General features: G+C 38.1%; 22 protein-coding genes. 10 read left to right on the forward strand and 12 right to left on the reverse strand.

What is annotated here, in order from left to right; all coding sequences use genetic code 11:
- The first annotated feature begins 179 nt into the window (after nucleotides 1–179).
- Complete coding sequence (locus tag ABXH34_RS02105) at nucleotides 180–2,105, forward strand: TonB-dependent receptor plug domain-containing protein (protein ID WP_353570201.1); 1,926 nt, start codon at nucleotides 180–182, stop codon at nucleotides 2,103–2,105.
- Between the two features lie 98 nt (nucleotides 2,106–2,203).
- On the opposite strand, the gene ABXH34_RS02110 is transcribed toward ABXH34_RS02105, so the two are convergent.
- The gene (locus tag ABXH34_RS02110; protein WP_353570202.1) at nucleotides 2,204–2,941 is read right to left on the reverse strand and encodes a response regulator; all 738 of its coding nucleotides are present in this window, start codon (nucleotides 2,939–2,941) and stop codon (nucleotides 2,204–2,206) included.
- Nucleotides 2,942–3,264: 323 nt separating this feature from the next.
- Between ABXH34_RS02110 and ABXH34_RS02115 the strand changes: the two genes are divergently transcribed.
- Nucleotides 3,265–4,002 (forward strand): YciK family oxidoreductase, encoded by a 738-nt coding sequence (locus tag ABXH34_RS02115; protein ID WP_353570203.1) that lies wholly within the window; start codon nucleotides 3,265–3,267, stop codon nucleotides 4,000–4,002.
- Between the two features lie 263 nt (nucleotides 4,003–4,265).
- Nucleotides 4,266–5,363 carry an MBL fold metallo-hydrolase gene (locus ABXH34_RS02120; protein WP_353570204.1) on the forward strand — a complete coding sequence of 366 codons (1,098 nt, stop codon included), beginning with the start codon at nucleotides 4,266–4,268 and terminating at the stop codon, nucleotides 5,361–5,363.
- A 45-nt stretch (nucleotides 5,364–5,408) separates the two neighbouring features.
- Here the strand turns inward: ABXH34_RS02120 and folK are convergent, their stop codons facing one another.
- Both folK and folB read right to left on the reverse strand, forming a co-directional pair.
- A complete protein-coding gene (folK, locus tag ABXH34_RS02125) occupies nucleotides 5,409–5,900 on the reverse strand; it encodes a 2-amino-4-hydroxy-6-hydroxymethyldihydropteridine diphosphokinase (protein WP_353570205.1) in 492 nt (163 codons plus the stop codon).
- Entirely contained in the window at nucleotides 5,900–6,256 is a 357-nt protein-coding gene (folB, locus tag ABXH34_RS02130) for a dihydroneopterin aldolase (RefSeq protein ID WP_353570206.1), read from the reverse strand. Before folB ends, folK begins: the two co-directional genes overlap by 1 nt.
- A gap of 320 nt (nucleotides 6,257–6,576) precedes the next feature.
- Here folB and ABXH34_RS02135 point away from each other — a divergent pair, with 320 nt between their 5' ends.
- Nucleotides 6,577–8,091: a fumarate hydratase gene (locus ABXH34_RS02135; protein ID WP_353570207.1), complete on the forward strand. Its 1,515-nt coding sequence runs from the start codon at nucleotides 6,577–6,579 to the stop codon at nucleotides 8,089–8,091.
- A 76-nt stretch (nucleotides 8,092–8,167) separates the two neighbouring features.
- Here ABXH34_RS02135 and ABXH34_RS02140 read toward each other — a convergent pair whose 3' ends face one another.
- The 5 genes from ABXH34_RS02140 to ndk form a co-directional block, all read right to left on the reverse strand.
- On the reverse strand, nucleotides 8,168–9,061 hold the full coding sequence (locus tag ABXH34_RS02140) for a J domain-containing protein (protein WP_353570208.1): 894 nt from the start codon (nucleotides 9,059–9,061) through the stop codon (nucleotides 8,168–8,170).
- A 525-nt stretch (nucleotides 9,062–9,586) separates the two neighbouring features.
- On the reverse strand, nucleotides 9,587–10,612 hold the full coding sequence (locus tag ABXH34_RS02145) for a RodZ domain-containing protein (protein ID WP_353570209.1): 1,026 nt from the start codon (nucleotides 10,610–10,612) through the stop codon (nucleotides 9,587–9,589).
- A gap of 18 nt (nucleotides 10,613–10,630) precedes the next feature.
- On the reverse strand, nucleotides 10,631–11,452 hold the full coding sequence (gene pilW / locus ABXH34_RS02150) for a type IV pilus biogenesis/stability protein PilW (protein WP_353570210.1): 822 nt from the start codon (nucleotides 11,450–11,452) through the stop codon (nucleotides 10,631–10,633).
- A complete protein-coding gene (rlmN, locus tag ABXH34_RS02155) occupies nucleotides 11,449–12,555 on the reverse strand; it encodes a dual-specificity RNA methyltransferase RlmN (protein WP_353570211.1) in 1,107 nt (368 codons plus the stop codon). Before rlmN ends, pilW begins: the two co-directional genes overlap by 4 nt.
- A gap of 113 nt (nucleotides 12,556–12,668) precedes the next feature.
- On the reverse strand, nucleotides 12,669–13,100 hold the full coding sequence (gene ndk, locus ABXH34_RS02160) for a nucleoside-diphosphate kinase (RefSeq protein ID WP_353570212.1): 432 nt from the start codon (nucleotides 13,098–13,100) through the stop codon (nucleotides 12,669–12,671).
- Nucleotides 13,101–13,628: 528 nt separating this feature from the next.
- Here ndk and ABXH34_RS02165 point away from each other — a divergent pair.
- The 6 genes from ABXH34_RS02165 to ABXH34_RS02190 all read left to right on the forward strand — a co-directional run bounded on the left by ABXH34_RS02165 (nucleotide 13,629) and on the right by ABXH34_RS02190 (nucleotide 19,671).
- The gene (locus tag ABXH34_RS02165) at nucleotides 13,629–15,074 is read left to right on the forward strand and encodes an FAD-linked oxidase C-terminal domain-containing protein (protein ID WP_353570213.1); all 1,446 of its coding nucleotides are present in this window, start codon (nucleotides 13,629–13,631) and stop codon (nucleotides 15,072–15,074) included.
- Nucleotides 15,075–15,295: 221 nt separating this feature from the next.
- Nucleotides 15,296–16,096, forward strand: coding sequence for a tryptophan synthase subunit alpha (gene trpA / locus ABXH34_RS02170; protein ID WP_353570214.1), 801 nt, complete (start codon nucleotides 15,296–15,298; stop codon nucleotides 16,094–16,096).
- Entirely contained in the window at nucleotides 16,096–16,839 is a 744-nt protein-coding gene (gene rlmB / locus ABXH34_RS02175; RefSeq protein ID WP_353570215.1) for a 23S rRNA (guanosine(2251)-2'-O)-methyltransferase RlmB, read from the forward strand. Before trpA ends, rlmB begins: the two co-directional genes overlap by 1 nt.
- A 222-nt stretch (nucleotides 16,840–17,061) precedes the next feature.
- Complete coding sequence (locus tag ABXH34_RS02180) at nucleotides 17,062–18,108, forward strand: metal ABC transporter solute-binding protein, Zn/Mn family (protein WP_353570216.1); 1,047 nt, start codon at nucleotides 17,062–17,064, stop codon at nucleotides 18,106–18,108.
- Nucleotides 18,109–18,111: 3 nt separating this feature from the next.
- On the forward strand, nucleotides 18,112–18,840 hold the full coding sequence (locus ABXH34_RS02185; protein WP_353570217.1) for a metal ABC transporter ATP-binding protein: 729 nt from the start codon (nucleotides 18,112–18,114) through the stop codon (nucleotides 18,838–18,840).
- A 6-nt stretch (nucleotides 18,841–18,846) separates the two neighbouring features.
- Entirely contained in the window at nucleotides 18,847–19,671 is an 825-nt protein-coding gene (locus ABXH34_RS02190; RefSeq protein ID WP_353570218.1) for a metal ABC transporter permease, read from the forward strand.
- Nucleotides 19,672–19,812: 141 nt separating this feature from the next.
- Here ABXH34_RS02190 and ABXH34_RS02195 read toward each other — a convergent pair whose 3' ends face one another.
- The 4 genes from ABXH34_RS02195 to ABXH34_RS02210 form a co-directional block, all read right to left on the reverse strand.
- Entirely contained in the window at nucleotides 19,813–20,151 is a 339-nt protein-coding gene (locus ABXH34_RS02195) for a hypothetical protein (protein WP_353570219.1), read from the reverse strand.
- A gap of 180 nt (nucleotides 20,152–20,331) precedes the next feature.
- The gene (gene hemH, locus ABXH34_RS02200; RefSeq protein ID WP_353570220.1) at nucleotides 20,332–21,429 is read right to left on the reverse strand and encodes a ferrochelatase; all 1,098 of its coding nucleotides are present in this window, start codon (nucleotides 21,427–21,429) and stop codon (nucleotides 20,332–20,334) included.
- 354 nt (nucleotides 21,430–21,783) lie between these two features.
- A complete protein-coding gene (locus ABXH34_RS02205) occupies nucleotides 21,784–22,089 on the reverse strand; it encodes a hypothetical protein (protein WP_353570221.1) in 306 nt (101 codons plus the stop codon).
- Nucleotides 22,090–22,236: 147 nt separating this feature from the next.
- Nucleotides 22,237–23,130: an alpha/beta fold hydrolase gene (locus ABXH34_RS02210; protein ID WP_353570222.1), complete on the reverse strand. Its 894-nt coding sequence runs from the start codon at nucleotides 23,128–23,130 to the stop codon at nucleotides 22,237–22,239.
- Between the last annotated feature and the right edge of the window lie 17 nt (nucleotides 23,131–23,147).

The raw sequence follows: 23,147 nt of genomic DNA on the forward strand, positions 1-23,147 counted from the left end.
CAGAATTAATACATAGGCTTTTAAGTTTCATTTAAAATAATTAATTCATAACTCAAAAACCCATCGCAAAATAATAAATTTAAAGATGTACTCTTGTTTATTTTAAAACCATTGGCTTTATTAAAAACCTTAAAAATACGAAATATTATACTGTCCCTCTATTTGTGCAAAATTTTGTTATGAAAAAAATTCAAACGATTGTATTTATTACCTGCTGCTATGCGCTTTATGCTACGGCTGAAGTTAAATCTTCAGCAAACAGTATACTCATGGAACTCATGAGCTTAAGCTTAGAAAAATTATCTGAAGTTGAGGTGATTACGGTATCTTCTGCTAGCAAAAAATCGCAAACTATTATGGAAACGGCTGCCGCATCTTATGTGATCACACAGGAAGATATTCGCAGAGCGGGTATTACAAATTTGCCAGAAGCTTTACGTTTAGTACCGGGGATTCAAGTAGCACGAATTGACAGTAATAAATGGGCTATTTCTGCGCGAGGATTTAATAGTCGTTTTTCTAGTAAATTACTGGTTATGATTGATGGGCGTGCAGTTTATACACCATTACGTTCAGAAGTGAATTGGGATTCTCAAGATGTGTTATTAGAGGATGTTGAAAGAATTGAAGTCATTCGAGGGCCTGGAGCATCCTTATGGGGCGCAAATGCAGTCAATGGTATTATTAACGTTATTACTAAACAAACCTGTGATACACAAGGTGGATTAGTTAGCACAACAATAGGTTCAGGTGAAGAAAAAGGGGGGGTTGGTGTACGTTATGGTGGAAAACTATCTCAAGGACATTATCGAGTGTATGGAAAATTACGCCAAAATGATAATTTTATGAATGCACAGGGTAATGAACAACATGAAAACTGGGGAACACAGCAAATAGGCTTACGTATTGACCAATCAGCGCAAAAAGATACATGGGGTATGGAAACTGAATATTATGAAAGTCAGTATGATAGATTTGACACCAGTTCTGATAGTAATAAGCAAGTTAAAGCGACAAATTTTCATCTGTTAGGTCGTTGGAAGCGAGATTTAACTGATGGAGATATGCAATTACAAAGTTATTATACCCATACGAATAGAGATGATACTTTATACAAAGAACGTCGGGATTTAGTTGATATAGATTTTCAACATAGTATAAGAAGTTGGCAAACACATGAAATTATTTGGGGTTTAGGGTTTCGGTATACGCAAGATGATATTCAGGGAACAAAGAACGTATATTACTCACCAGAACAACGCAAAGATAGTTTATTCAGTGCATTTATACAACATGAATGGCAACTTGCTGAACAATGGCGTTTTACTTGGGGTACAAAGTTAGAACACAATAATTATACAGGCTTTGAAATACAACCTACCGTGCGGATGCTATGGTCGCCAGATCAATACCATAGTGTTTGGGGTGCGGTTTCGCGTGCAGTAAAAACCCCTTCACGGACGGATAGTGATTTTAATTTAAAAGTAGCAGGTTCAAGCATACCTATTTATATTAATGGGAATAATGAGTTAGATTCTGAAACATTAATCGCATATGAATTAGGTTATCGCTTTCAGCCCAACTCGCATTTTTTTATAGATTCCAGCCTGTTTTTTCATGATTATGATGATCTCATTGCTTCTGGAAACCCAAGTTTTGTACCTTACCCTGAACCTAGTTTGCATTTCTACAGTCAAAACAATATTCAAGGGCATTCTTATGGTGCTGAACTCTCGGTACAATGGCAGGCTACAACAGATTTGAAAATAGCGTTGAAATATAATTATTTAAAAGAGCAAGAATCATTGAAAAATGAGTCATATTCAGCACAAGATCAAGCTAATTTACAAATATATTGGAATATTAGACCACAATTTACATGGGATAATAGTATTTACTATATGGGAAATGTACAAGATACCGATATCGAAGCTTATACCCGTTGGGATACCAATTTAGGTTGGAAAATATCCAGAAGTACACACCTCAATATAGGTATACATAATATATTGGATAAGCAACATCATGAATTTGTAACAACTTCGGGTATTGAAGCATTGGAAATACCAAGAAGTTTTTATCTAAAGCTACAATATACTTTTTAACTTACTTCTGTTCAGTTTTATAAATATCCCTATTTTCAATAGACGAAAAAAAACCTCTCAAGAGAGAGGTGACAAAGGGAGAATTAATTGATATAAACTCACGCAATTTCAGTGCCATTAAATCTATATCCAATCCATTGCTCCTCAATAATGTATTCTGGATTTTCTGGATCAATTTCTAACTTCTCCTTTAATTTTTTAACTGTATAACCTAAGCGTTTTTCTTCCCGTTTTGATAAATGTAAACGTTTCAACAAGCATGAAGAAATCACGATGTCTCCCGCTTCACGCATCAAAATATGCAACACTTTAGTTTCTAATGCGGAAAGAGGAATACTTTGACCACATTTGATGGCTCTTTGATGGCCAAAATCAATACTTAAATTTTCATCAATCACAATATGTGCGGTTAAGGGATAAGCATAATGTCCAAACTTTTGTAACACTCTTTGCACTCGCGCAATTAATTCTAAAGGTTTGAATGGTTTTGTCACAATATCATCATAAATATGTTCAAAATGATGACTTTCCGCACTTTGTCCATGCTCTCTTTGAATTAAACTAATCACGGGTAAATCACTAAATTGTTTAATGGCAATACAAAATTCATAAGCTTGAACTTCAGGTGAGTCTAAATCTACAATGGCTAAATGAGGTAAACCATGAATTTTAATTAAATCAAGTGCTTGTTCTTGACTATTGGCTGTAAAAATTTGATAACCTAAATAATTTAATTTATTGCTAACAGATTGGACGCGCAAAGCTTCACTTTCTAACACCAGCACTCGATATTTTTGTTGTAAATAGCAGTTTTTTTCTTTTAGCAGCGACATCATTTTTTTCTACTTATGTTTAGACTTTATACAATTAAGTCAAAATTTATACCACTTAATATATTTTTATTTTATTCAATTATTTAACCTAGATTTGTTGTTTTTAACTGCATTGATTCCAACAAGCCCTATTCCTCACAAATTGCTTGTCTAGCGGCTTAACATGAGTAATACCAGAGATTAGTAGGATATTATGTGGGCAGTTTTTTGACAGATTTATCATAAGATGCGTCCTAATTTAAACAGGGATGTGCTTGCAAAGTAGCTCTTAATCGCCAAGATGGTTATAATCTGTTACAAAGAGTTTGCCTAAAGGATATATGTTGATGGATTACAGACCGCGTGATAATTTACTTCAAGATAAACTTATTCTCATCACAGGCGCAGGTGCGGGCATTGGACGTGCTGCGGCGAAATCATTTGCTGAGCATGGTGCAACAGTCGTTTTGCTTGGTCGCACGATTAAAAAACTAGAACATGTTTATGATGAAATTGAGCAAGCAGGCTCACCACAACCTGCAATCTATCCAATGAATTTGGAAGGCGCAAGCCCTAAAGATTATGAAGATTTAGCTGATACTTTAGAAAAAGAATTTGGCCGATTAGATGGTTTATTACACAACGCATCATTATTGGGTGTTTTAACCCCGATTGAACAATATGATGTTAATTTGTGGCATCAAGTCATGCAAGTGAACTTAAATGCACCGTTTATGCTCACTCAAGCCTGTTTGCCATTATTAAAACAATCTGACAGCAGTTCAGTTGTATTTACTTCATCAGGAGTTGGACGTAAAGCCCGTGCTTATTGGGGAGCGTATGCGGTGTCAAAGTTTGGTAATGAAGGATTAATGCAGGTTCTAGCGGATGAATTGGAAAATACTAATATTCGGGTGAACAGTATTAACCCAGGGAAAACCCGTACTACGATGCGTGCGGCGGCTTATCCTGCTGAAGACCCAAACACATTAAAAACGCCTGAAGAAATCATGTCAATGTATTTATATTTATTTGGCGAGGATAGTAAGGAAATCAATGGACAAGCATTTAGTGCTCAAGCTTAATAGTTCATTTATTAATTAAAATCATTGTAAAACACATGACTTTTGCCACGCTGGCTTGTAAAATGCTCCCTAGGTTTTCAAAACAAAGCTGTCATAGAACTTGAATAGCGATAGGTTACATAGATAAGGCTTTTGTGTTAAAGTTTTGCACCCTGCCTTAGATTTGGGGATTTTGTTTATAAGTCAGTCGATTGCATTGAACAATGTGATTTAAGGGCGACCTTTTATAACACGCAACCTCTTGCTATTCGTTGGACGTTAATATGAAAATAACTGCTATCGGTGTCAACGCAGCCTTTTCCACAGGTGTATTTGAAGATGTCATCTCCACAGAAGATGCCTTACAATTAATGTTAGAGCTTGCGCGCTCGCCTCGCTTTCAGGATTTATCAGAGGAAGAATTATTAACACATATAAAGCAGTACGCGAAACGTCTTTATAATCCAAAATGGCAATCTAATTTTTTGCTTGAATTTGATATGCCAAGCAAGCGCGGCAATGGCCCTTATCGTTTATTACTCGATGTAGGTGGCGATGTGCGTCATGCTTTAAAAGCTTTGGGTCTATCTTCTAGTGATATTGACGGCATTTATATTTCACATCCCCATAACGATCATATTGGTGGTGTTGAGTATATGGCACTGACGACTTTATTTAACCCGTTTTATACTAAAGAGAAAAAACAGTGGTTAGGTAATCAGTTCATTGCCGACAAATTATTTTTAGAATATACCACGTGGCCAAATCCGCCAAAAAATACCAAACCCGATTTATTTATTCATCGCAAAGTATTAGAGCCTTTAACCCGTGCAGTAAGCCCCGGTTTAGACACAGTGCAAGGCGTGCCTGATGTCTGTTTAGAAACTTATTTCGATTTGCATTTAGTTGGTAAACAGGAGAATGGCAAAACCATCACTCATGTATTCCAAGATGGTGATGAAACATGGACGATGAAGCCCGTGTTTGCGATGCACGTGATTTCCAGTTCTGAAGAAATGCCAAGTTATGGGATTAATTTTGAGTATTCTGGTGGGTATAATGTCCTAATGCCAACAGATATACAATTTATGATTCCGCAGCAATTAGATGCACATTATCGTAAAGCTGATTGTATTTATATGGATTGTGAAACCAGCCCATTTGCCTCAGGCGTACATCCACATGTTTCTGATTTAGTTAAGAATCTATCTACTGAAATTCAGAAAAAATGCTTGCTTTATCATTATGATGGTTATCCTGATGTACCAGATAATATGTTTTTAGGCATTTTGGAAGCGGGTGATTCACATACTTATCCACCTGAAGGGTTTGAGCCAAGGTATCGTATTAATAATAATCCAAATAATGACATGAATGGATGATAACTTAATGTAGACTTGAGTGTTCTACATTAAGTTTTAATATGATTAGCCTAACTCAAATTCAATAATCCATAATGGCTGTTTGCTTTTATCATAAGCCTGCCATAAATCTTTGTAAGCTTGCTTTGATTGCGGGTGAGCTGCATCAGGTGCAATTTCAGCTAATGGCTGTAATACAAACGCATATTTTTCAATTTCATCGCGAGGAATCTCTAGCGACTGCTCCTTGATAATCCAATCATCGTACAGCAATAAATCCAAATCTAAGGTTCGAGCCGAAAATTTAGCGGTATTACGTTCTCGCTGATTATCATGCTCTATTTGACGCAAGGTTTGTTGAATGTGTTGAGGTGTGTCATTTGTTTGAGCACCAACCACTAAGTTATAAAAATTATCCCCTTCAAACCCAACAGCTTCGCTTTCATACACGGAAGAGACTTGCAATTGACCATATTGCTGACGCAGCGCTTTAATACTATTTCTAATATATTTTTTAGGGTCAATATTACTGCCAATACTAATATAAATCTGAGCCATTAAGATTTAGTCCCTCTTTCGATAATAATTCCAACATCGCGTGCACCTCTTAAAGCACCCCGTTTATTCAGTTGTACTCTAACCCAAGGAACAGAAAATTCAGTCAAAATAATTTCTGCAACTTGTTCAATCAGTTTTTCAACCAATTGGAAGTCACTACTACTCACAAAGTCAATGAGACGTTTAGCAACCGCTTTGTAGTTTAAGGTATGCTCAATACTATCAGTGGCAGCCGCTTTGCTAATGTCAGTCGCCATTTCAATATCAAATACCACTGTTTGCTTGATTTGCCGTTCCCAGCCATAAATACCAATAACAGTATCGATCTTAAGTTCTCGAATATAAATAATATCCATAGTTCACCTTGTGCAGAATGAGGCAGCAAGTGTTATTTAAAACACGCATTATAGGGGGGTTATGAGAATGAATAAAGTAATATAGTCAGTTTAAGCTAAAAGGGGAACAGCATAAACCGTGCACTATTTATTGAAAACAGGGTCATTTACAATAGTGGGGATTATTATTGATTTGCTCTAGCTTGAAAAACTTTAAATAATGAGCGGTTCATTATCGAAAAACCTTAAAACACAAGTCTTGCTACATTTTTTATGAGTTACTTGGTAAAATGAATGTGCCTATTTAAATTATTTATGCTAACTAATTGAGATTGATAAATATGACCGTCATTCGTGAAGCAGATTTCATTCAAAGTATTGCTGATGCTTTCCAGTTTATTTCTTATTATCACCCTACCGATTATATTCAAGCCTTAGCTAAAGCTTATGAAGCGGAGCAATCACCTGCTGCAAAAGATGCAATGGCGCAAATTTTAGTCAATTCACGGATGTGTGCAGAAGGTAAACGCCCTATCTGTCAGGACACAGGTATTGCAATGGTGTTACTCAAAGTGGGTATGCAAGTGCAATGGGACAGTAAAATGACCGTGACTGAAATGGCCAACGAAGGTGTACGCCAAGCGTATATGAATCCTGATAATAAATTGCGGGCTTCAATTTTGACTGATCCTGCAGGTGCTCGTAAAAACACCAAAGACAATACCCCAGCCGTGGTGCATGTTGAATTGGTCGAAGGTGATAAAGTTGAAGTCAACGTTGCGGCAAAAGGTGGCGGCTCTGAAAATAAAACCAAATTTGTGATGTTAAATCCAAGTGATAGCATTGTGGATTGGGTATTGAAAACTGTACCGACGATGGGTGCGGGTTGGTGTCCACCGGGGATTTTAGGTCTTGGTATTGGTGGTACAGCGGAAAAAGCCATGTTATTGGCCAAAGAATCCTTAATGGGACATGTCGACATTCATGAATTACAAAAACGCGGTGCAAGCAATCGGGTTGAAGAATTACGTTTAGAGTTATTTGAAAAAGTGAACGCTTTAGGCATTGGTGCACAAGGTTTAGGCGGTTTAACCACGATTTTAGACGTGAAAATTTTAGATTATCCAACTCATGCGGCATCTCTTCCAGTGGCGATGATTCCTAACTGTGCAGCGACTCGTCATACGCATTTCACATTGGATGGTTCTGGTGCAGCAGTTTTAACCCCACCAAAAATTGAAGATTATCCCGCCGTGACTTGGGAAGCTGGCAGCGATACCAAGCGGATTGATTTAAACACGATGACAGCAGAAGACGTGGCAAGCTGGAAACCGGGTGAACGTTTATTACTCAATGGTAAATTATTAACAGGTCGTGACGCAGCGCATAAACGCATCCAAGACATGTTAGCCAATGGTGAACAGCTTCCTGTTGATTTCAAAAATCGCTTTATTTATTACGTAGGCCCTGTTGACGCGATACGTGATGAAGTGGTTGGCCCTGCTGGTCCTACAACCGCAACCCGTATGGATAAATTCACTGATATGATGTTAGAAAAAACAGGCATCATCGGTATGGTGGGCAAGGCAGAACGCGGCGCAATTGCGATTGAAGCGATTAAGAATCACAAAGCGGTTTATTTAATGGCTGTTGGTGGTGCGGCGTATTTGGTATCAAAAGCGATTAAAGGGGCTAAAATCGTTGGTTTTGAAGATTTGGGCATGGAAGCGATTCACGAGTTTGAAGTAGAAGATATGCCTGTCACGGTTGCGGTAGATTCTACAGGTGATTCTGTACATCAATCTGCACCAAAAGAATGGCAAGCGAAAATCGGTAAAATTCCTGTCGTGAGTTAATAAGAATCTAAAATTGGGGGTGTCAATTAGTGTGGCACTCCTCCTTAAGGCTATACAAATAGCACTATTTATTTGTTCATTGTGATGGAGATATTTGAATAGAGGCAATAATAAACAAAATGATAAGCACAGTAATTTCCCATTCAATAGGAATAATTATATTTATTTGTTTATGAAACCATTCTCGTGAAGGTGGCAATACTAAAAAACTCATACAATTAAATATTAATCCAGTAACTATATTGTTTTCAAATATAAAGGCAACTCCTGATAGTAAAAATAAAATACCAAATATCCAACCCAAAATGAGAAAAATATAATCTACCCATGTTTTGTGTTGAATGATCTTAATGTCTAGTAACATAGAGTGTTTATATTTCTTGTCATAGTCTCCATCTGGATAAAATGCATTCAATAGTTTTTTTCCATCAAATGAATCTAAAGGAACAAGCTCATTATTTTGGCACTGGCAACAGATTCTATCTATCGATGTAACAAGTTGTATTGTGCGTATAAATAGAAAAACTATAAGTGCTAGCCATATTAGCAGATTTAGGAAGAGTAAAATTAAACCTGGAAAAAAAGCCAATACCCAAAATATAAATATACTGAAGGGTTTTCCACCCAATTTATACTGTCCTTTTCCTTTATAGCCACACTTAGAACAAATCAATTCAACACCTTTAGTCTGAATAATAACTTCTCGGCTTTTTACTTGTTTTTCATCATAACCCCTACGTAAATCAGGATTAGATAAAATACTGTACGCTTTCTTGGTTTTTTGGATACGAAGCTGGGCAGCTTGCTTTAATTGTTCGGTAGAAGCATCATCTTTAAGACCTAAAAACAGATAATGCTTTTTTTGTACAGCAAGTTTAACTTTATTAATTTGAACTTGAGCCGCTCGCTTAATTTGAGCTTGCTCAATGTCTTGCTTAACACCTAGTATTTTATATAAAGATGGCTTCATCACCTTAACCTACAAATCATTAAAAGACAGAAAGTGAATAAGCAGATTAGCATTAAGGTTATATCAGGACAAGCATTTAAATTCCTCATAATTTAGGAACAGACTGCTCAACAGACTCATCCTCAAATTCAGATATAGCAAAATCCTCTAGCTTTTTAACTGGGGTTTGAGGCTCTAATCTATGAACCTTTTGTTTTATCATATTTAAGTAATTCAATAAGCTGTCAAACCTCAGCTAATTTACTCTCAGGTAAAATCATTAATTCTCGATAAATATCATCGGCTATTGTACTCATACAAGCACCTCTTCATTATTTGATGATGTCTAAATCGATTATGATGGTGGTCTGAATTAGGGTTTACTGAATTTTAGGACTAACAAGATTAAGATTTTAGAGGTATTTAGAAATTGTAGCAAATACTTGAGATTAGCTTGGATATAATCCTGATTTAGATATTGAGGATTGAAATGCAAGTTTTGCACGATTGTCATACGACAATATGTGCAAAACGAGGACTACGTGTTTAATTGGTGTCTGGCAATGGCTCACCAATAGTAAAACTACGGCCTGAACGATTAGGATGATTTTCTATGGTAATCACCTCATTTTTATATTCTACAGTCACACCTTGCACCACCCCAAAACGCATTTTAAACGGAGGCTCACCTGTCACCGTCACACTGCGCCCAGCTTTGGCCACACCTTCAAATACTTTTTCACCAGTATTGTCAATAATCCGTGTCCATGAATCAAGCGAGTAGTTCACGACGGCAGTATGCAATTGTTCCGCAGTAAATGTCGGCGTTGCCTCTTCAGCACTGGCTTCGCTTGCAGCATCAGTTGAAGTCAATGAAATAGTGACGCTGTCAACATCATCAGATGACTCTGTTGCTGTGGTTTCATTATTATCGGCAGACTCTTTATCACTACCATTTTCAGCACTTAAACGTGGTAATGCTAAAAGATGTTCCCCAGCATTATCAATTGTTTCAGGTAATTCCATTCCTATGCCACCTTGCATTGGCTTACCCGAAAATGAACGAATGCTGCCCAATACCACTAATGCTGCCACCGCTAAGAAAAACAGGATAGTAAAGGTTTTAACGCGCCAATCTTTACTATTCACACTATTCACTTGACCGCCATAATTAATTTGAGGCGTAATCATTGGCAATGACTCATCAGGCTGAATCGTATTGTATGCACCAACTAACGCATCAGATGATGGTACATCCAATAATTTAGCATAATTGCGAATATAACCGCGTACAAAAATAGGTGGGGGTAGTGCTCCATAATCCCCTGCTTCCAATGCTGTTACAACACCAGTATCTAAATAAAGCCTATCTGCGACATGATCTATAGAAAGATTTTTTTGTTCACGCAGTTGCTTCAACCATTCACCAGGTTTTAAGCCATTTAATTCAATTGAGTCCGAAACGGGTTCTACAGGCTCTGCTGATTCTTGTTGTTCACCCTCAGCCGAATCTTCAGTCGTAATTTTAATGACACCCTCTTCCGTAGCATCATTTCCATAAGTTGTTGTCATATTATGTACCGTAATTCTCTATTTATGATAACGTTTTTTGTTCAACCATTGTACTTCAATAGCATCTGGAAATTCAGAACGCAAAATTCGTGCATAACGTGCTTTTGTCTCTGTATCATGTAGTGCATGTGCAATGCGAACCCCTAGCCATAAAGTTTGTGCATTATGAGGTCTATCTTCTATATAGCGTTTAAAATAGTCTTGTGCTACATTATAACGACCTGTATCAGAATTCAGTAGTGCCATTTGATATATAGCACGAGAAAAACGTGGGTTTAAAGTCAAAGCATGGCGTAAATAGGCTTCTGCCTCTTCATTATGATTATGCCGCATCGCACAGATCGCCGCATTGGTTGCAGGCACTTCAGGCCGTGCATATACAGGATTTGCCAACGAAATAAGAAATGACCGATTCGCATTTTCCCAAGTGCCATATTTGCATAAAAACTGACCATAATTATTTTGAATCGTCGCATTATAAACCTGCAATTTCACCGCTGTTTCATAGTGATTTCGTGCATCTTCAATTTGGCCAACCCGTTCAAATAAAATAGCAATCGTGCTATGGGCATCGGCATAATTCTCATCTTTTTCAATCGCTTTGCGTAAGCGATTCAGTGCAATTTCCATTTTGCCCCGTCTCATATACTCAATGCCTAGATTCAAATTGATTTCAGATACTTTTTCAGGTTTATAAGGCTTCACTTGGCTAATGTCGTATTCCAAATGCTTTAGGTCATCTAAACTGTTAAGCTGAGTAAAATCCTTATCAGTAATCACAGGGTTGCTGCCACAAGCCACTAACGATATTGAGATTACAAATAAGATTAAATACTTCATCCCATTATTCTCGGTTGCATAGTAATCGGCTTAGTGTGGCCTTGCCTTTTATTAAAGACCCGTCCAACAAGTTGACCACAAGCCGCATCAATGTCATCGCCACGGGTTTTGCGGGTCACGGTGATTAGACCTGCATTGATTAAAATATCTCGAAACGTATTGATTCGCGCCTGACTCGAACGTTGATAAGGCGAGTTAGGGAATGGATTAAATGGAATCAAATTAATTTTTGCAGGCACATTGCGTAATAGCTTAGCCAGTTGTTGTGCTTGTTTAGGACTATCATTGAAATCTTGCAACATCACATATTCAAAGGTAATTTTACGACGGTTTTCATTTTTAATATAATCACAACAAGCTTCAAGTAATTCTGCAATCGGATATTTTTTATTGATTGGCACTAATTCATTGCGTAACTCATCTGTGGGCGCGTGTAATGAGACCGCAAGATTGACAGGACATTCTTGTTTTAAACGTTCCATCGCGGGGACAATGCCTGCGGTGCTTAATGTAATTCGTCGCCATGATAAGCCGTAGCTAAAATCATCTCGCATCAAATTCATCGCTTTGACCACATTTTTAAAATTCGCCAACGGTTCACCCATACCCATTAACACAACATTGCTGATGGCTCGCTGTTGTACATCGGTTGCATAGATGTCTTGAGAACGTAAGTGATGTTCTGCTAACCACAGTTGCCCAATAATTTCGCCAACAGTTAAATTACGACTAAACCCTTGCTGTGCGGTGGAACAAAAGCTGCAATCGAGTGCACATCCCACTTGGGAAGAAATACATAAGGTATTGCGATCATCTTCGGGAATAAACACCATTTCAATACGGTTACCATCAGCCAGTTCCAGCACCCATTTTCGTGTACCGTCTACTGATATTTGCTCCGTGACGATTTGCGGGATTGTTAAGCTGGTTTCAGTCTGGAGGCGTTGACGCAATGTTTTGCTTAAATTGGTCATTTGGTCAAAATCTGTTATGCCAAGCTGGTGCACCCATTTTAAAACTTGAGTCGCACGAAATGGTTTTTCACCCCATTCAGTAAAAAATTGGCCTAAATCTTCGCGGTTATAATCTAATAAATTCATCATATTCAATTATCAATTAGTAGTTATCAAATAACAGTCATCAATGAGCAATGAGCAGTATAAAAAACGATACTTAATCGCTTACTGATAACTGTTTACTGACAACGATTCACTGATTAGCGTGTTCTTGGGCAAAGCTCAGCATCAGTGAAAAAATAAGCAATTTCAGTTGCAGCAGTCTCTGTAGCATCAGAGCCGTGTACTGCATTTTCATCAATCGATTCAGCAAAGTCAGCACGGATAGTGCCAGCAGCCGCATCTTTAGGATTTGTCGCACCCATTAAATCACGGTTTTTCTGAACGGCAGCTTCACCTTCTAACACTTGCACCATGATAGGGCCAGAAATCATGAAGTCGACTAATTCGCCAAAAAATGGGCGTTCTTTATGAACAGCATAGAAGCCTTCAGCTTGTTCACGCGATAAGTGCAACATTTTAGCCGCGATGATTTTTAAGCCACCTTTTTCAAAGCGAGCATAAATTTCACCAATCACATTTTTTGCAACTGCATCTGGCTTGATAATAGAAATAGTGCGTTCAATCGCCATTCAAAAGTACTCCAGTTGGTTTTTAGAGAACGCAATTATATCAATTTATCAGCCAGTTAGGATATAAGATTTACATTTGTTTAATAAAAAGCTTAATGTGTTGATTATATGCAGGTTTAATTTTAGCTATTTGTTTTAGAATAATGAGGAAACTAAAGCGCATTCTCCAATTTTAGATAACGTATTCCAGATGAAAAATAAGCCGTTATAAAATAGATTAATCCTCTGTTATATCTGAATTATAATTAATTTCTGACAGCTTGTTATCGAGCATTTCCAGTTTCTGGATTAGAAGCCATTAGCAGATAGATAACGCTGATATTTTTTAAAAAAATTAGTTGACTCAATTTTCTATGATTAAGTTGAACTAATATCATCAGAGCAAGATAAATAATGGCGTTTACGGTATTTTTAAAACAACGGTGGCCATGTTATTCTAGCAGTTAGAAATACCATTGATTGTTGGAACGACTGGGCTTTCTATATAAAAAATCAAATCGCTTAAGCAAAACTGGCTGTGGAACGATAATGGATAACTTTTCCCAATTGCTAACTATTTTACCAACCCATAAAGTCTTACTGACGGATGAAGCAGTACGCCCTTATGAATGTGATGGTTTATCTGCCTATAAACAACGTCCGGGCGCGGTGGTGCTACCCGATACGATTGATGAGATTAGAGCTGTGTTACGCTTTTGTCATCAGCAGAAAATACCGATCGTTCCGCGCGGAGCAGGTACAGGCCTATCGGGTGGTGCTTTGCCGCGTGAAGATGGGGTTTTACTCAGCTTAGCCAAATTCAAACATATTCTAAAAATTGACCCTGAAGCTCGTAGCGCAACGTTACAACCCGGTGTGCGTAATTTAGCCATTTCACAAGCAGCGGCTGCTTACAATTTGTATTATGCACCTGATCCTTCTTCACAAATTGCTTGTACGATTGGTGGTAATGTGGCAGAAAATTCAGGCGGTGTGCATTGTTTAAAATATGGTTTGACTACCCACAATATTTTACAGCTTAAAGTGCTCACAATGGACGGCGAATTATTAACTATTGGCAGTGAGGCTCTCGATAGCTCAGGTTATGATTTATTGGCTCTGATGACAGGTTCAGAAGGCTTGCTTGGTATTATCATTGAAATTACAGTGAAATTATTAATCAAACCACCTGAGATTAAAGTCTTACTCGCCAGTTTTGATGAGGTCACTTTAGCAGGTCAGGCTGTGGCAGATATTATTGGCTCTGGCATTATTCCAGCAGGTTTGGAAATGATGGATAATGCGGCGTTATGTGCGGCTGAGGATTTTGTCAAAGTGGGTTATCCCAAAGGCGCGGCGGCCATTTTATTGTGTGAATTAGATGGCAATCAAAATGAAGTTGATTTACAGGTCGAACGGGTACAAAAATTACTTAAACAAGCAGGTGCAACTGAAATTCGGGTAGCAGAAACGGAACAAGAGCGAATGCAATTTTGGGCAGGACGTAAAAATGCGTTTCCAGCGGTTGGACGGATTTCACCTGATTATTATTGTATGGATGGCACAATCCCTCGTAAACACTTACCCAAAGTTTTAGAAGGCATTAACCAACTGAGTCAGCATTATAATTTGCCTGTGGTGAATGTATTCCATGCAGGTGATGGCAATTTACATCCTTTGATTTTATATGATGCGAATCAAACGGGTGAGCTGGAAAAAGCCGAAGAATTTGGTGGCAAAATTTTAGAATTATCCGTTGCTTGCGGTGGTTCAATTACGGGTGAGCATGGGGTCGGTATCGAAAAGATTAACCAAATGTGTGTGCAATTCAATGCAGATGAGTTGAGTCAATTTCATTCGATTAAACAGGCTTTTGATCCCCTCAAATTATTAAATCCAGGGAAAGCGATTCCGACTTTGCATCGTTGTGCGGAATTTGGTGCATTGCATGTACATAATGGTCAATTGCCATTTCCTGATTTAGAACGGTTTTAGAGAGTGTATTGGAAATACGCTTTGCTATTCGATCTAGCATCATTTTACAAGGCAATATTTTGTAAATAAACACGCTCTAATCAGATTGGAGAACAGCCCACAAACTGGATAACTCTATTAATTACAACTTTAGCTTGTATCAATATCAGAGGCTAGAGTGTTAAAATAGAGCCAGATAAGTTTTATAATCTCACCAAATAACAATAGGCATAAAGAGTTCTATGGCACGTATCACGGATTGCTTTGACCGTCTCAAACAGCAAAATAGCACTGCATTGATTCCATTCATTACGGCAGGAGACCCACAGCCTGAATTTACTGTCCCATTTATGCACGCTTTGGTGAGTGCAGGTGCTGACATTATTGAATTAGGGATTCCTTTTTCTGACCCAATGGCCGATGGGCCCGTGATTCAAAAAGCCAGTGAACGCGCTTTGGCCGCAGGCACGCATTTAAAAGATGTGTTAGAGATGGTTAAAACCTTTCGCCAACAAGACAGCGATACACCTGTGGTACTGATGGGTTATTTAAATCCTATCGAAATGATGGGTTATGAAGCCTTTGCTCAAGCAGCTCATGCGGCGGGTGTTGATGGTATTTTAAGCGTAGATTTACCTCCTGAAGAAGCTGAAGAGCCTTTGAAAATATTCAAAAAATATCAGCTTGATCCTATTTTCTTACTTGCACCAACCAGCGATGATGAACGGATTCAAAAAGTAGCACATTATGCTTCGGGCTATTTGTATTCAGTTTCACTGAAAGGTGTGACAGGCAGTGCTAATTTAGATGTGAATGCAGTGAGTGAGAAAATGCAGCAAATTCGCCAGCATACTGATATTCCAATTGGGGTTGGATTTGGGATTAAAGACCCTGAAACAGCGGCTCAGGTTGCCAAAGTCAGTGATGCGGTGATTGTTGGAAGTGCTTTAGTTAAACGTATAGAAACACTACCACATGGTGAATTATTAGAATCCATGAGTGATTTTGTAAAATCCTTACGTCATGCAATGGATAATGTCTAATGAGTAAAGTTGATACAGTTTTTGGTATTCATGCAGTTCAGAAAATTTTAGATTCTGACCCGATTCGTATTTTAGAAATTTGGGTATTAGAAGGACGGCATGATAAACGGCTGCAACCCCTAATTAGGGAGCTTGAGAAGCTAGGATTGACTTTAAATACGGTTCAGCGCAAGACTTTAGATAAATTATCTCAAGAAGGCCAGCATCAAGGTATTGTGATTCGTTGCAAAGCGTTGCCAGCTCTGAGTGAAAATGATTTACAGCCGCTTATTGACCGACTAGAAAAACCTGCTTTTTTCCTTATTTTAGATGAAGTGCAAGACCCGCATAATTTAGGTGCTTGTTTTCGGACGGCAGATGCAGCAGGTGTGGACGCGATTATTGTGCCGAAAAATAAAGCCTGTGGCTTATCGCCAACGGTGCATAAAGTGGCTTGTGGTGCAGCAACCACGATTCCTTTTATCCAAGTCACTAATTTAGCGCGGACATTGCAATGGTTACAAAAGCAAAATATCTGGATTATTGGTACTAGCGATCAGGCAAAAAAATGGGTTTATGAGATTGATTTTACTGCAAATATTGCGTTGGTCATGGGTGCTGAAGATACAGGCTTGCGTCGTCTGACTGAAGAGCATTGCGATGAACTGGCTAAATTACCCATGTTAGGTTCAGTTGAAAGTTTAAATGTCTCTGTTGCTACAGGTATTTGTTTATACGAAGTGGTTAAACAACGCTTGGCATAACAAGCTATTTAATCAAATACAATGCTTTAGAGTGTTTTTTGGAAGGCCTTCTATTCCTAAGCATTCGCATAAAAATGGCTCTATTTGCAATTCTTAGCATTTTGCCATGATTACAGGTAAGCCATATTGAATCTTAGTTTAAGCTTGCCTGTAAGTTTTTCCAAAAAAGCCTAAAACCCGTTATACTAAAAAACTGCTTGTTCTCTCACATTGGTAATAATAATGAAAAGTATTTTTTCCATATTATTTATATTGTTATATAGCAATATTGCTTGGGCACAATTGCCTGTTTATGTCAGTATTTTGCCTCAAAAATATTTTGTGGAACGGATTGGCGGAGAACATGTCAATGTTTCCGTAATGGTACAAGCAGGGCATAGTCCTGCGACTTACGAACCCACGCCACAGCAAATGGTAAAACTAAGCCAAACAAAGCTTTATTTCAAAATTGGTGTACCGTTTGAGAACGTGTGGTTACATAAATTACAGCAAAATAATCCGCAATTAATGGTTATTGATACGAGACAGGGTATTGATTTGCAGGCAATGCCAGATATAGAAATGCTATTTTCTGAACATCATGAAGAAGCACATGAGCATGAGGAACATCATGAAGAAGCGCATGAGCATGAGGAACATCATGAAGAAGCGCATGAGCATGAGGAACATCATGAGGAAGCGCATGAGCATGAGGAACATCATGAGGAAGTGCATGAGTATGAGGAACATCATGAAGAAGCGCATGAGCATGAGGAACATCATGAGGAAGCACATCAGCACGGCGAATTTGACCCGCATATTTGGTTAAGTCCGCGTTTAGTCAAAGTAATGGCGCAGCACATTTTACAGCAACTTATCAAATACGATCCTGAACATAAAACCGACTATCAACAAAATCATACACAATTTATTCAAGATTTAAATCAACTTGATGCTGAGATTCAACAAACTTTGAGTGTAATAAAAGATAAACGTTTTATGGTGTTTCATCCTTCATGGGGCTATTTTGCTCAAGCTTATGGCTTGCAACAAATTCCAATTGAAATTGAAGGTAAATCACCGAATTCAAAAGATTTAGTCCGCCTTATCAACTATGCACAACAGCAAAATATCAAAGTCATTTTTGTACAGAAACAATTTAGCCAAAAAGCCGCTCAAGCGATTGCTGATAATATTCAAGCCCAACTGATCGTTGTAGACCCATTAGCAGAAAATTATATTCAGAACCTGAGTGCAATAGCCCATACATTTGTGAAAGTGATGAAATAATCCATGACAACGGCGATTCAACTTGAGAATGTCAGCTTTGCTTATGATGCTCCAACTATTTTGGAAAACATTAGTTTAAACATTGAAACTAAAGAATTTTTAGGCATTATTGGTCCAAATGGCGGCGGTAAAAGCACTTTATTAAAAATCATTTTAGGCTTATTGAAACCGACTCAAGGCCACGTCAATATTTTTGGTAAACCGCCCGCCAAACAGCGGGTTCATATTGGTTATGTACCGCAATTTGCAGCCTTTCCGCGCCATTTTCCAATTTCAGTACAAGAAACAGTATTAATGGGACGTTTAGGGATTAGTCGTTCTTGGCTAGGTTTTAATCGTGAAGACAAGGCCATTGCTCAACATGCAATGCAAACCACTCATATTGCCGATTTAGCACAGCGTCAGATTGGGCGTTTATCTGGAGGGCAATTGCAACGGGTTCTGATTGCGCGGGCTTTAGCTTGCCAGCCAAAAATTTTGATTTTAGATGAACCCACCGCCAATATTGACCAACGAGTGGAAGAAGATATTTTTGATTTACTAAAAGAATTAAATCGAGAGTTGACGGTGCTAGTGGTTTCACATGATATTGGATTTATTTCAGCTTATGTGAGTCGAGTGGCTTGCTTGAATAAAACCTTGTTATGTCATCAAACCTCATCTGTTACCCCGCAAAAACTTGAGCAACTTTATCATATTCCAGTTCGTGCCATCCAACATCAACATTATTAGGTCATCATGAGTACATTTTTGGACGCTTTGTGGCAATTCAGTTTTTTGCAACATGCCATGCTTGCAGGCTTATTAGCGAGTATCGGCTGTGGTGTGATTGGCACGTATGTGGTTGTAAAACGGATTACTTTTCTTGCAGGCGGCATTGCTCATGCTGTGCTTGGAGGAATGGGGATTGCCTATTATTTTCAACAACCTGTATTGCTTGGTGCACTGGTTGCAGCTTTGGGAACAGCACTATTTATCGGTTGGGTGTATTTATATAATAAGCAAAATGAAGATACTTTAATCGGTGCGGTGTGGGCAACAGGGATGGCGATTGGGATAATGTTTATTTCACAAACTCCAGGCTATAACGTTGATTTGATGAGCTATCTATTTGGCAATATTTTGATGGTTTCTCGCACTGATTTATACTTAATGGCAGGTTTGGACGCAGTGATCGTGTTGACCGTGATTGTATTTTATAAGCAATTATTAGCGACTTGTTTTGATGAAGAGTTTGCACAATTACGTAATGTATCGGTGACGTTTTTCTACTTATTATTGTTGTGCATGGTTGCATTGACTGTTGTATTGTTGATTCGAGTTGTGGGCTTGATTTTGGTAATTGCATTGCTAACATTGCCCGCAGCGATTGCGTTACAGTATGCTTTATCACTCAGCTATATTATGTTGCTGGCGAGTGTATTGGGGATTGTGTTTACTTCCACAGGTTTGGGTATCGCTTATGAGTATAATTTACCAGCGGGTGCTAGTATCATTCTCGTTGCTGCTGCCAGTTATTTTAGCTCAACCTTGTTTATTCAGTCATTATCAAATAAACGCTAACACTCAGCATCGTAACTTGAGAATGGTTCAAGTTTCCTAAACTAAAAAAGCCACTCTGTGGGAGTAGCCTTGTTAGCAGGGTGTGTTTTATTTGAAAAATATTTTATAGCATAAGTTATGAATTTTTTTTATTTTCAGGGGTTAACGTACGCCATTTTGAGTAAGAAACCATAGTGAAATAAAAATAATAGATAATATTGCCCAAATCCACGCCAAATTGTCTTTAACCAAACTTCCACCTGCATGGATTTTGTCTTCCTGACATAAACGTAATGCACTGTTAAGCATATATAATTCATCGCCTAAACGATAGGTTCGGCCGCCAATCATTAGATTATTCTCTGGCTCAATATTTGTAATTCTAACAAAGCAACCTAATTCATTCACCCGCGTGATTTTACCTTTCACATCTACGCGAGTACTAGAAAATAATTCTCGACCCTCAAAATAGAATTCTACATAATCGTCAATATTAAACATAATTTGCTCTTTTTAGTATATGTTATCTAAAGATATTTCTTTTAGAGCAAAGGAAATGCCATTCTAATTTTTGACGAAATAATATAATAAATTCAAACTATTACTAAAACAGGCTTTATTTAAGCACAACGCAGACTGACGATAAAAATGGCATTATCAGCGACGATGGCTGGATTTTCGTCACATTTTTTGTACCGCATCGACATGCAATCCGCATTGTTCCCGTTCCAAGGTTAAAACCTCAGTTGACTTCAAAGACCATGCTTTGGTGCGTTGCATGACCAAATTGCTTAATGCGGCGATATGCTCATCTTGTGCATTTAAAGCTGGAATATAATGATAATGTTCACCGCCTGCTTGTAAAAAATACTGACGATTTTCTTGGTCAATTTCTTCCAGTGTTTCCAAACAATCGGCCGCAAAACCGGGGCAAATCAGATTGACATGTTTTATACCTTGCTGTGGCAATTGTTTTAAAATTTCATCGGTATATGGTTTTAACCATTGCTCACGCCCAAAACGAGATTGAAAGACCACTTGATATTTGTCGGTTGTTAAATCCAGTTCAGTAGCAACTAAACGAGCGGTTTTATGACACTCACAAAAATAAGGATCACCTGCATCAAAAAAGCGTTGTGGGATACCATGGAATGAAAATAATAATTTATCGGGCTGTCCATGTTGTATCCAATGCTGTTGGATACTGTGGGCTAAAGCTTTAATATAATCATCATTATCATGATAATGGCTAATAAACTGTAAATCTGGAATCCAGCGCCATTTTTTCAAACAATCTCCAACGGCATCATAAGTTGAGCCTGTCGTGGATGAGCTATATTGAGGATAAAGTGGTAACACAATAATACGTTGTGCATTCATTTGTCGTAGCTGTTCTAAACCTGTGGCAATTGATGGCTGACCATAACGCATTCCTAAGACCACTTTAACAGGTGAATCAAAGTGTTGAGATAACATCTCTTGCACACCATCTACTTGTTGCTGGGAAATGGCTAAAAGTGGTGAACCTTTATCTGTCCAGACTTTGGCATAGCTTTTTGCAGAACGGGCAGGACGGACGCGTAAAATAATTCCGTGTAAAATTGGCCACCATAACCAGCGAGGCATTTCTGTAATCCGTGGATCACTTAAAAATTCTGCTAAATAACGGCGTAATGCAGTGGCTGTTGGCGCATCAGGTGTACCTAAATTCGTCAGCAAAACACCTGTCAAAGCCAGTTTGTCATGTGGGTTTTCACTGCTGTTTAAATAACTTTTCATGTTTTAGCTATTTCCAATCTGATTTTGCAATAGATATTATCGCCATAAGAGTGGATAAACAAGAGAGAATGAGGAGGACAGGATAATATAGTCAATTTTGGTTTGTATGTTAGGACTGGCAGTTCTTTTATACTTTAAATATCAATCACTTTTAAAATTAAGGATTGCCAGTCCTGTATCACTTTAAAATAAAACGACTATAGGTTGGACAGAACAGGGCATTGCAGAGAGCCCTTTCAACGATTTTTTGCTCTACACAAACCATTAGAAAACATTTGAAACAATCATTTAATTGTTCTTCCAATGGTTGCTACAAACTCTTGCGTGCAGAGCATTCAAAATCAGATGAGAACTTTAACAGCCTTTATCATTATAAAGTGTGGTTAAATATGCCCGTCTTTCATTGATTAATTCTTCAGCTTGTCCTGCATCATAGTAAGTATAAGCAAGACCAGGTAACCAAAACAATGCGGACGCAACATTGGTGCCTGTGACTCCTTTCTTAGAGTCTATATCTGTCTCAGCATCGTCTAATCTTGCTAATTCTGAGGTTAACTCATTACAAGATAATTTATGATCACCGGGTTGAACGGTCTGAATTTTTGTAGATGTTGCACATCCACCTAGTAATAATGTCGCTAATAATATTGACATAAACATTATTGTCATTTTATTCATATTATGATTGCCCTTCAAATATAAGAAAGTGAGTGTTTTATTAAATCAATTGTATTTTTAACTACTTTGTCTTGAATATCAATATTTATAAAATATAAAGCGGTTGATTTTTTAGGAAAGAGTAAATCTTTACCAAAATTTCTTTAATCGTCTAAGCCAATAATTTTTTTGGTTTTGAAACACATTGTAAATCCGTTTAACTTGATGGTTCTCAATAAACTCAAGTAATAATTGCTGAAACGCTTCAGGCTGTTCTAACTGTGGCGCATGACCCACGTTATCCCATATTACAAATTGGGCTTGTGGCAAGGCCTCAACCATACGTTCCAATGCCGCTTTTTCCACAATCGTATCTTGTGAGCCCCATAATACCAACACGGGTAAATTCAATTTTCCAAGTTCGTCTTGCACCGACCACGTTGTCAAGGCCTCATAAAAACCTACAATGGCTTCTGGTGACATGCGAGCAGCGTCATCCAATAAAGTCACAAAACTCTCTTGATTAGTCTTAATATTGGGCATCATGCGAGTAAGGGCTTTATACAAACTCATGCGATTTAAATTCAAGGTTTGCATTACATGGTGGAAATCAGATGATTCCGTCAAACGTAACTGAGGAAAACTAGGTTTTAAATGCGCCATACCCTCCGCAGGTGCTGAAGAGACTAAAGTTAAAGTACGCACTTTTTGCGGATAGTTGAGTGCAAACTGCATTGCCACCGCACCGCCCAAGGAATGGCCGACTAAATGTACCGCAGGTAAATCTAAAGCTTGGGTAAATTCATAAATATCAGCTGCCATTTGCTCGATAGTATAACCGCCATCAGGTCGAGTCGTATCACCACAACCACGCAACTCTGGGGTATAAGCACGGTAACGCTCGGGTAAATGCTGCAATAATGGTTGCCACCATCGCCATGAGGCAAAATTACCATGAATTAGCAATAATGTGGTTTGAGCAGATTCAAGTCCACAATGTTCGTAGTGCATCTCAATATTGTGAGGTAGTCGCGCAAAAGGCATAGTTTATAACACCATAT

Origin of the sequence: Candidatus Albibeggiatoa sp. nov. BB20 (assembly GCA_016744725.1) — a bacterium.
In the GTDB taxonomy this organism is placed as follows: Bacteria; Pseudomonadota; Gammaproteobacteria; order Beggiatoales; family Beggiatoaceae; genus Albibeggiatoa.

Coding starts and splice junctions, on each gene's coding strand:
- hemH (WP_353570220.1), bottom strand. CDS start 21,429: ATGAAAAGTTATTTAAACAGCAGTGAAAACCCACATGACAAACTGGCT.
- ABXH34_RS02145 (WP_353570209.1), bottom strand. CDS start 10,612: ATGACAACAACTTATGGAAATGATGCTACGGAAGAGGGTGTCATTAAA.
- ABXH34_RS02110 (WP_353570202.1), bottom strand. CDS start 2,941: ATGATGTCGCTGCTAAAAGAAAAAAACTGCTATTTACAACAAAAATAT.
- ABXH34_RS02190 (WP_353570218.1), top strand. CDS start 18,847: ATGAGTACATTTTTGGACGCTTTGTGGCAATTCAGTTTTTTGCAACAT.
- trpA (WP_353570214.1), top strand. CDS start 15,296: ATGGCACGTATCACGGATTGCTTTGACCGTCTCAAACAGCAAAATAGC.
- ABXH34_RS02115 (WP_353570203.1), top strand. CDS start 3,265: ATGGATTACAGACCGCGTGATAATTTACTTCAAGATAAACTTATTCTC.
- ABXH34_RS02185 (WP_353570217.1), top strand. CDS start 18,112: ATGACAACGGCGATTCAACTTGAGAATGTCAGCTTTGCTTATGATGCT.
- rlmB (WP_353570215.1), top strand. CDS start 16,096: ATGAGTAAAGTTGATACAGTTTTTGGTATTCATGCAGTTCAGAAAATT.
- folB (WP_353570206.1), bottom strand. CDS start 6,256: ATGGATATTATTTATATTCGAGAACTTAAGATCGATACTGTTATTGGT.
- ABXH34_RS02205 (WP_353570221.1), bottom strand. CDS start 22,089: ATGTTTATGTCAATATTATTAGCGACATTATTACTAGGTGGATGTGCA.
- rlmN (WP_353570211.1), bottom strand. CDS start 12,555: ATGATGAATTTATTAGATTATAACCGCGAAGATTTAGGCCAATTTTTT.
- ABXH34_RS02105 (WP_353570201.1), top strand. CDS start 180: ATGAAAAAAATTCAAACGATTGTATTTATTACCTGCTGCTATGCGCTT.
- folK (WP_353570205.1), bottom strand. CDS start 5,900: ATGGCTCAGATTTATATTAGTATTGGCAGTAATATTGACCCTAAAAAA.
- ndk (WP_353570212.1), bottom strand. CDS start 13,100: ATGGCGATTGAACGCACTATTTCTATTATCAAGCCAGATGCAGTTGCA.
- ABXH34_RS02165 (WP_353570213.1), top strand. CDS start 13,629: ATGGATAACTTTTCCCAATTGCTAACTATTTTACCAACCCATAAAGTC.
- pilW (WP_353570210.1), bottom strand. CDS start 11,452: ATGAAGTATTTAATCTTATTTGTAATCTCAATATCGTTAGTGGCTTGT.
- ABXH34_RS02135 (WP_353570207.1), top strand. CDS start 6,577: ATGACCGTCATTCGTGAAGCAGATTTCATTCAAAGTATTGCTGATGCT.
- ABXH34_RS02210 (WP_353570222.1), bottom strand. CDS start 23,130: ATGCCTTTTGCGCGACTACCTCACAATATTGAGATGCACTACGAACAT.
- ABXH34_RS02140 (WP_353570208.1), bottom strand. CDS start 9,061: ATGAAGCCATCTTTATATAAAATACTAGGTGTTAAGCAAGACATTGAG.
- ABXH34_RS02195 (WP_353570219.1), bottom strand. CDS start 20,151: ATGTTTAATATTGACGATTATGTAGAATTCTATTTTGAGGGTCGAGAA.
- ABXH34_RS02120 (WP_353570204.1), top strand. CDS start 4,266: ATGAAAATAACTGCTATCGGTGTCAACGCAGCCTTTTCCACAGGTGTA.
- ABXH34_RS02180 (WP_353570216.1), top strand. CDS start 17,062: ATGAAAAGTATTTTTTCCATATTATTTATATTGTTATATAGCAATATT.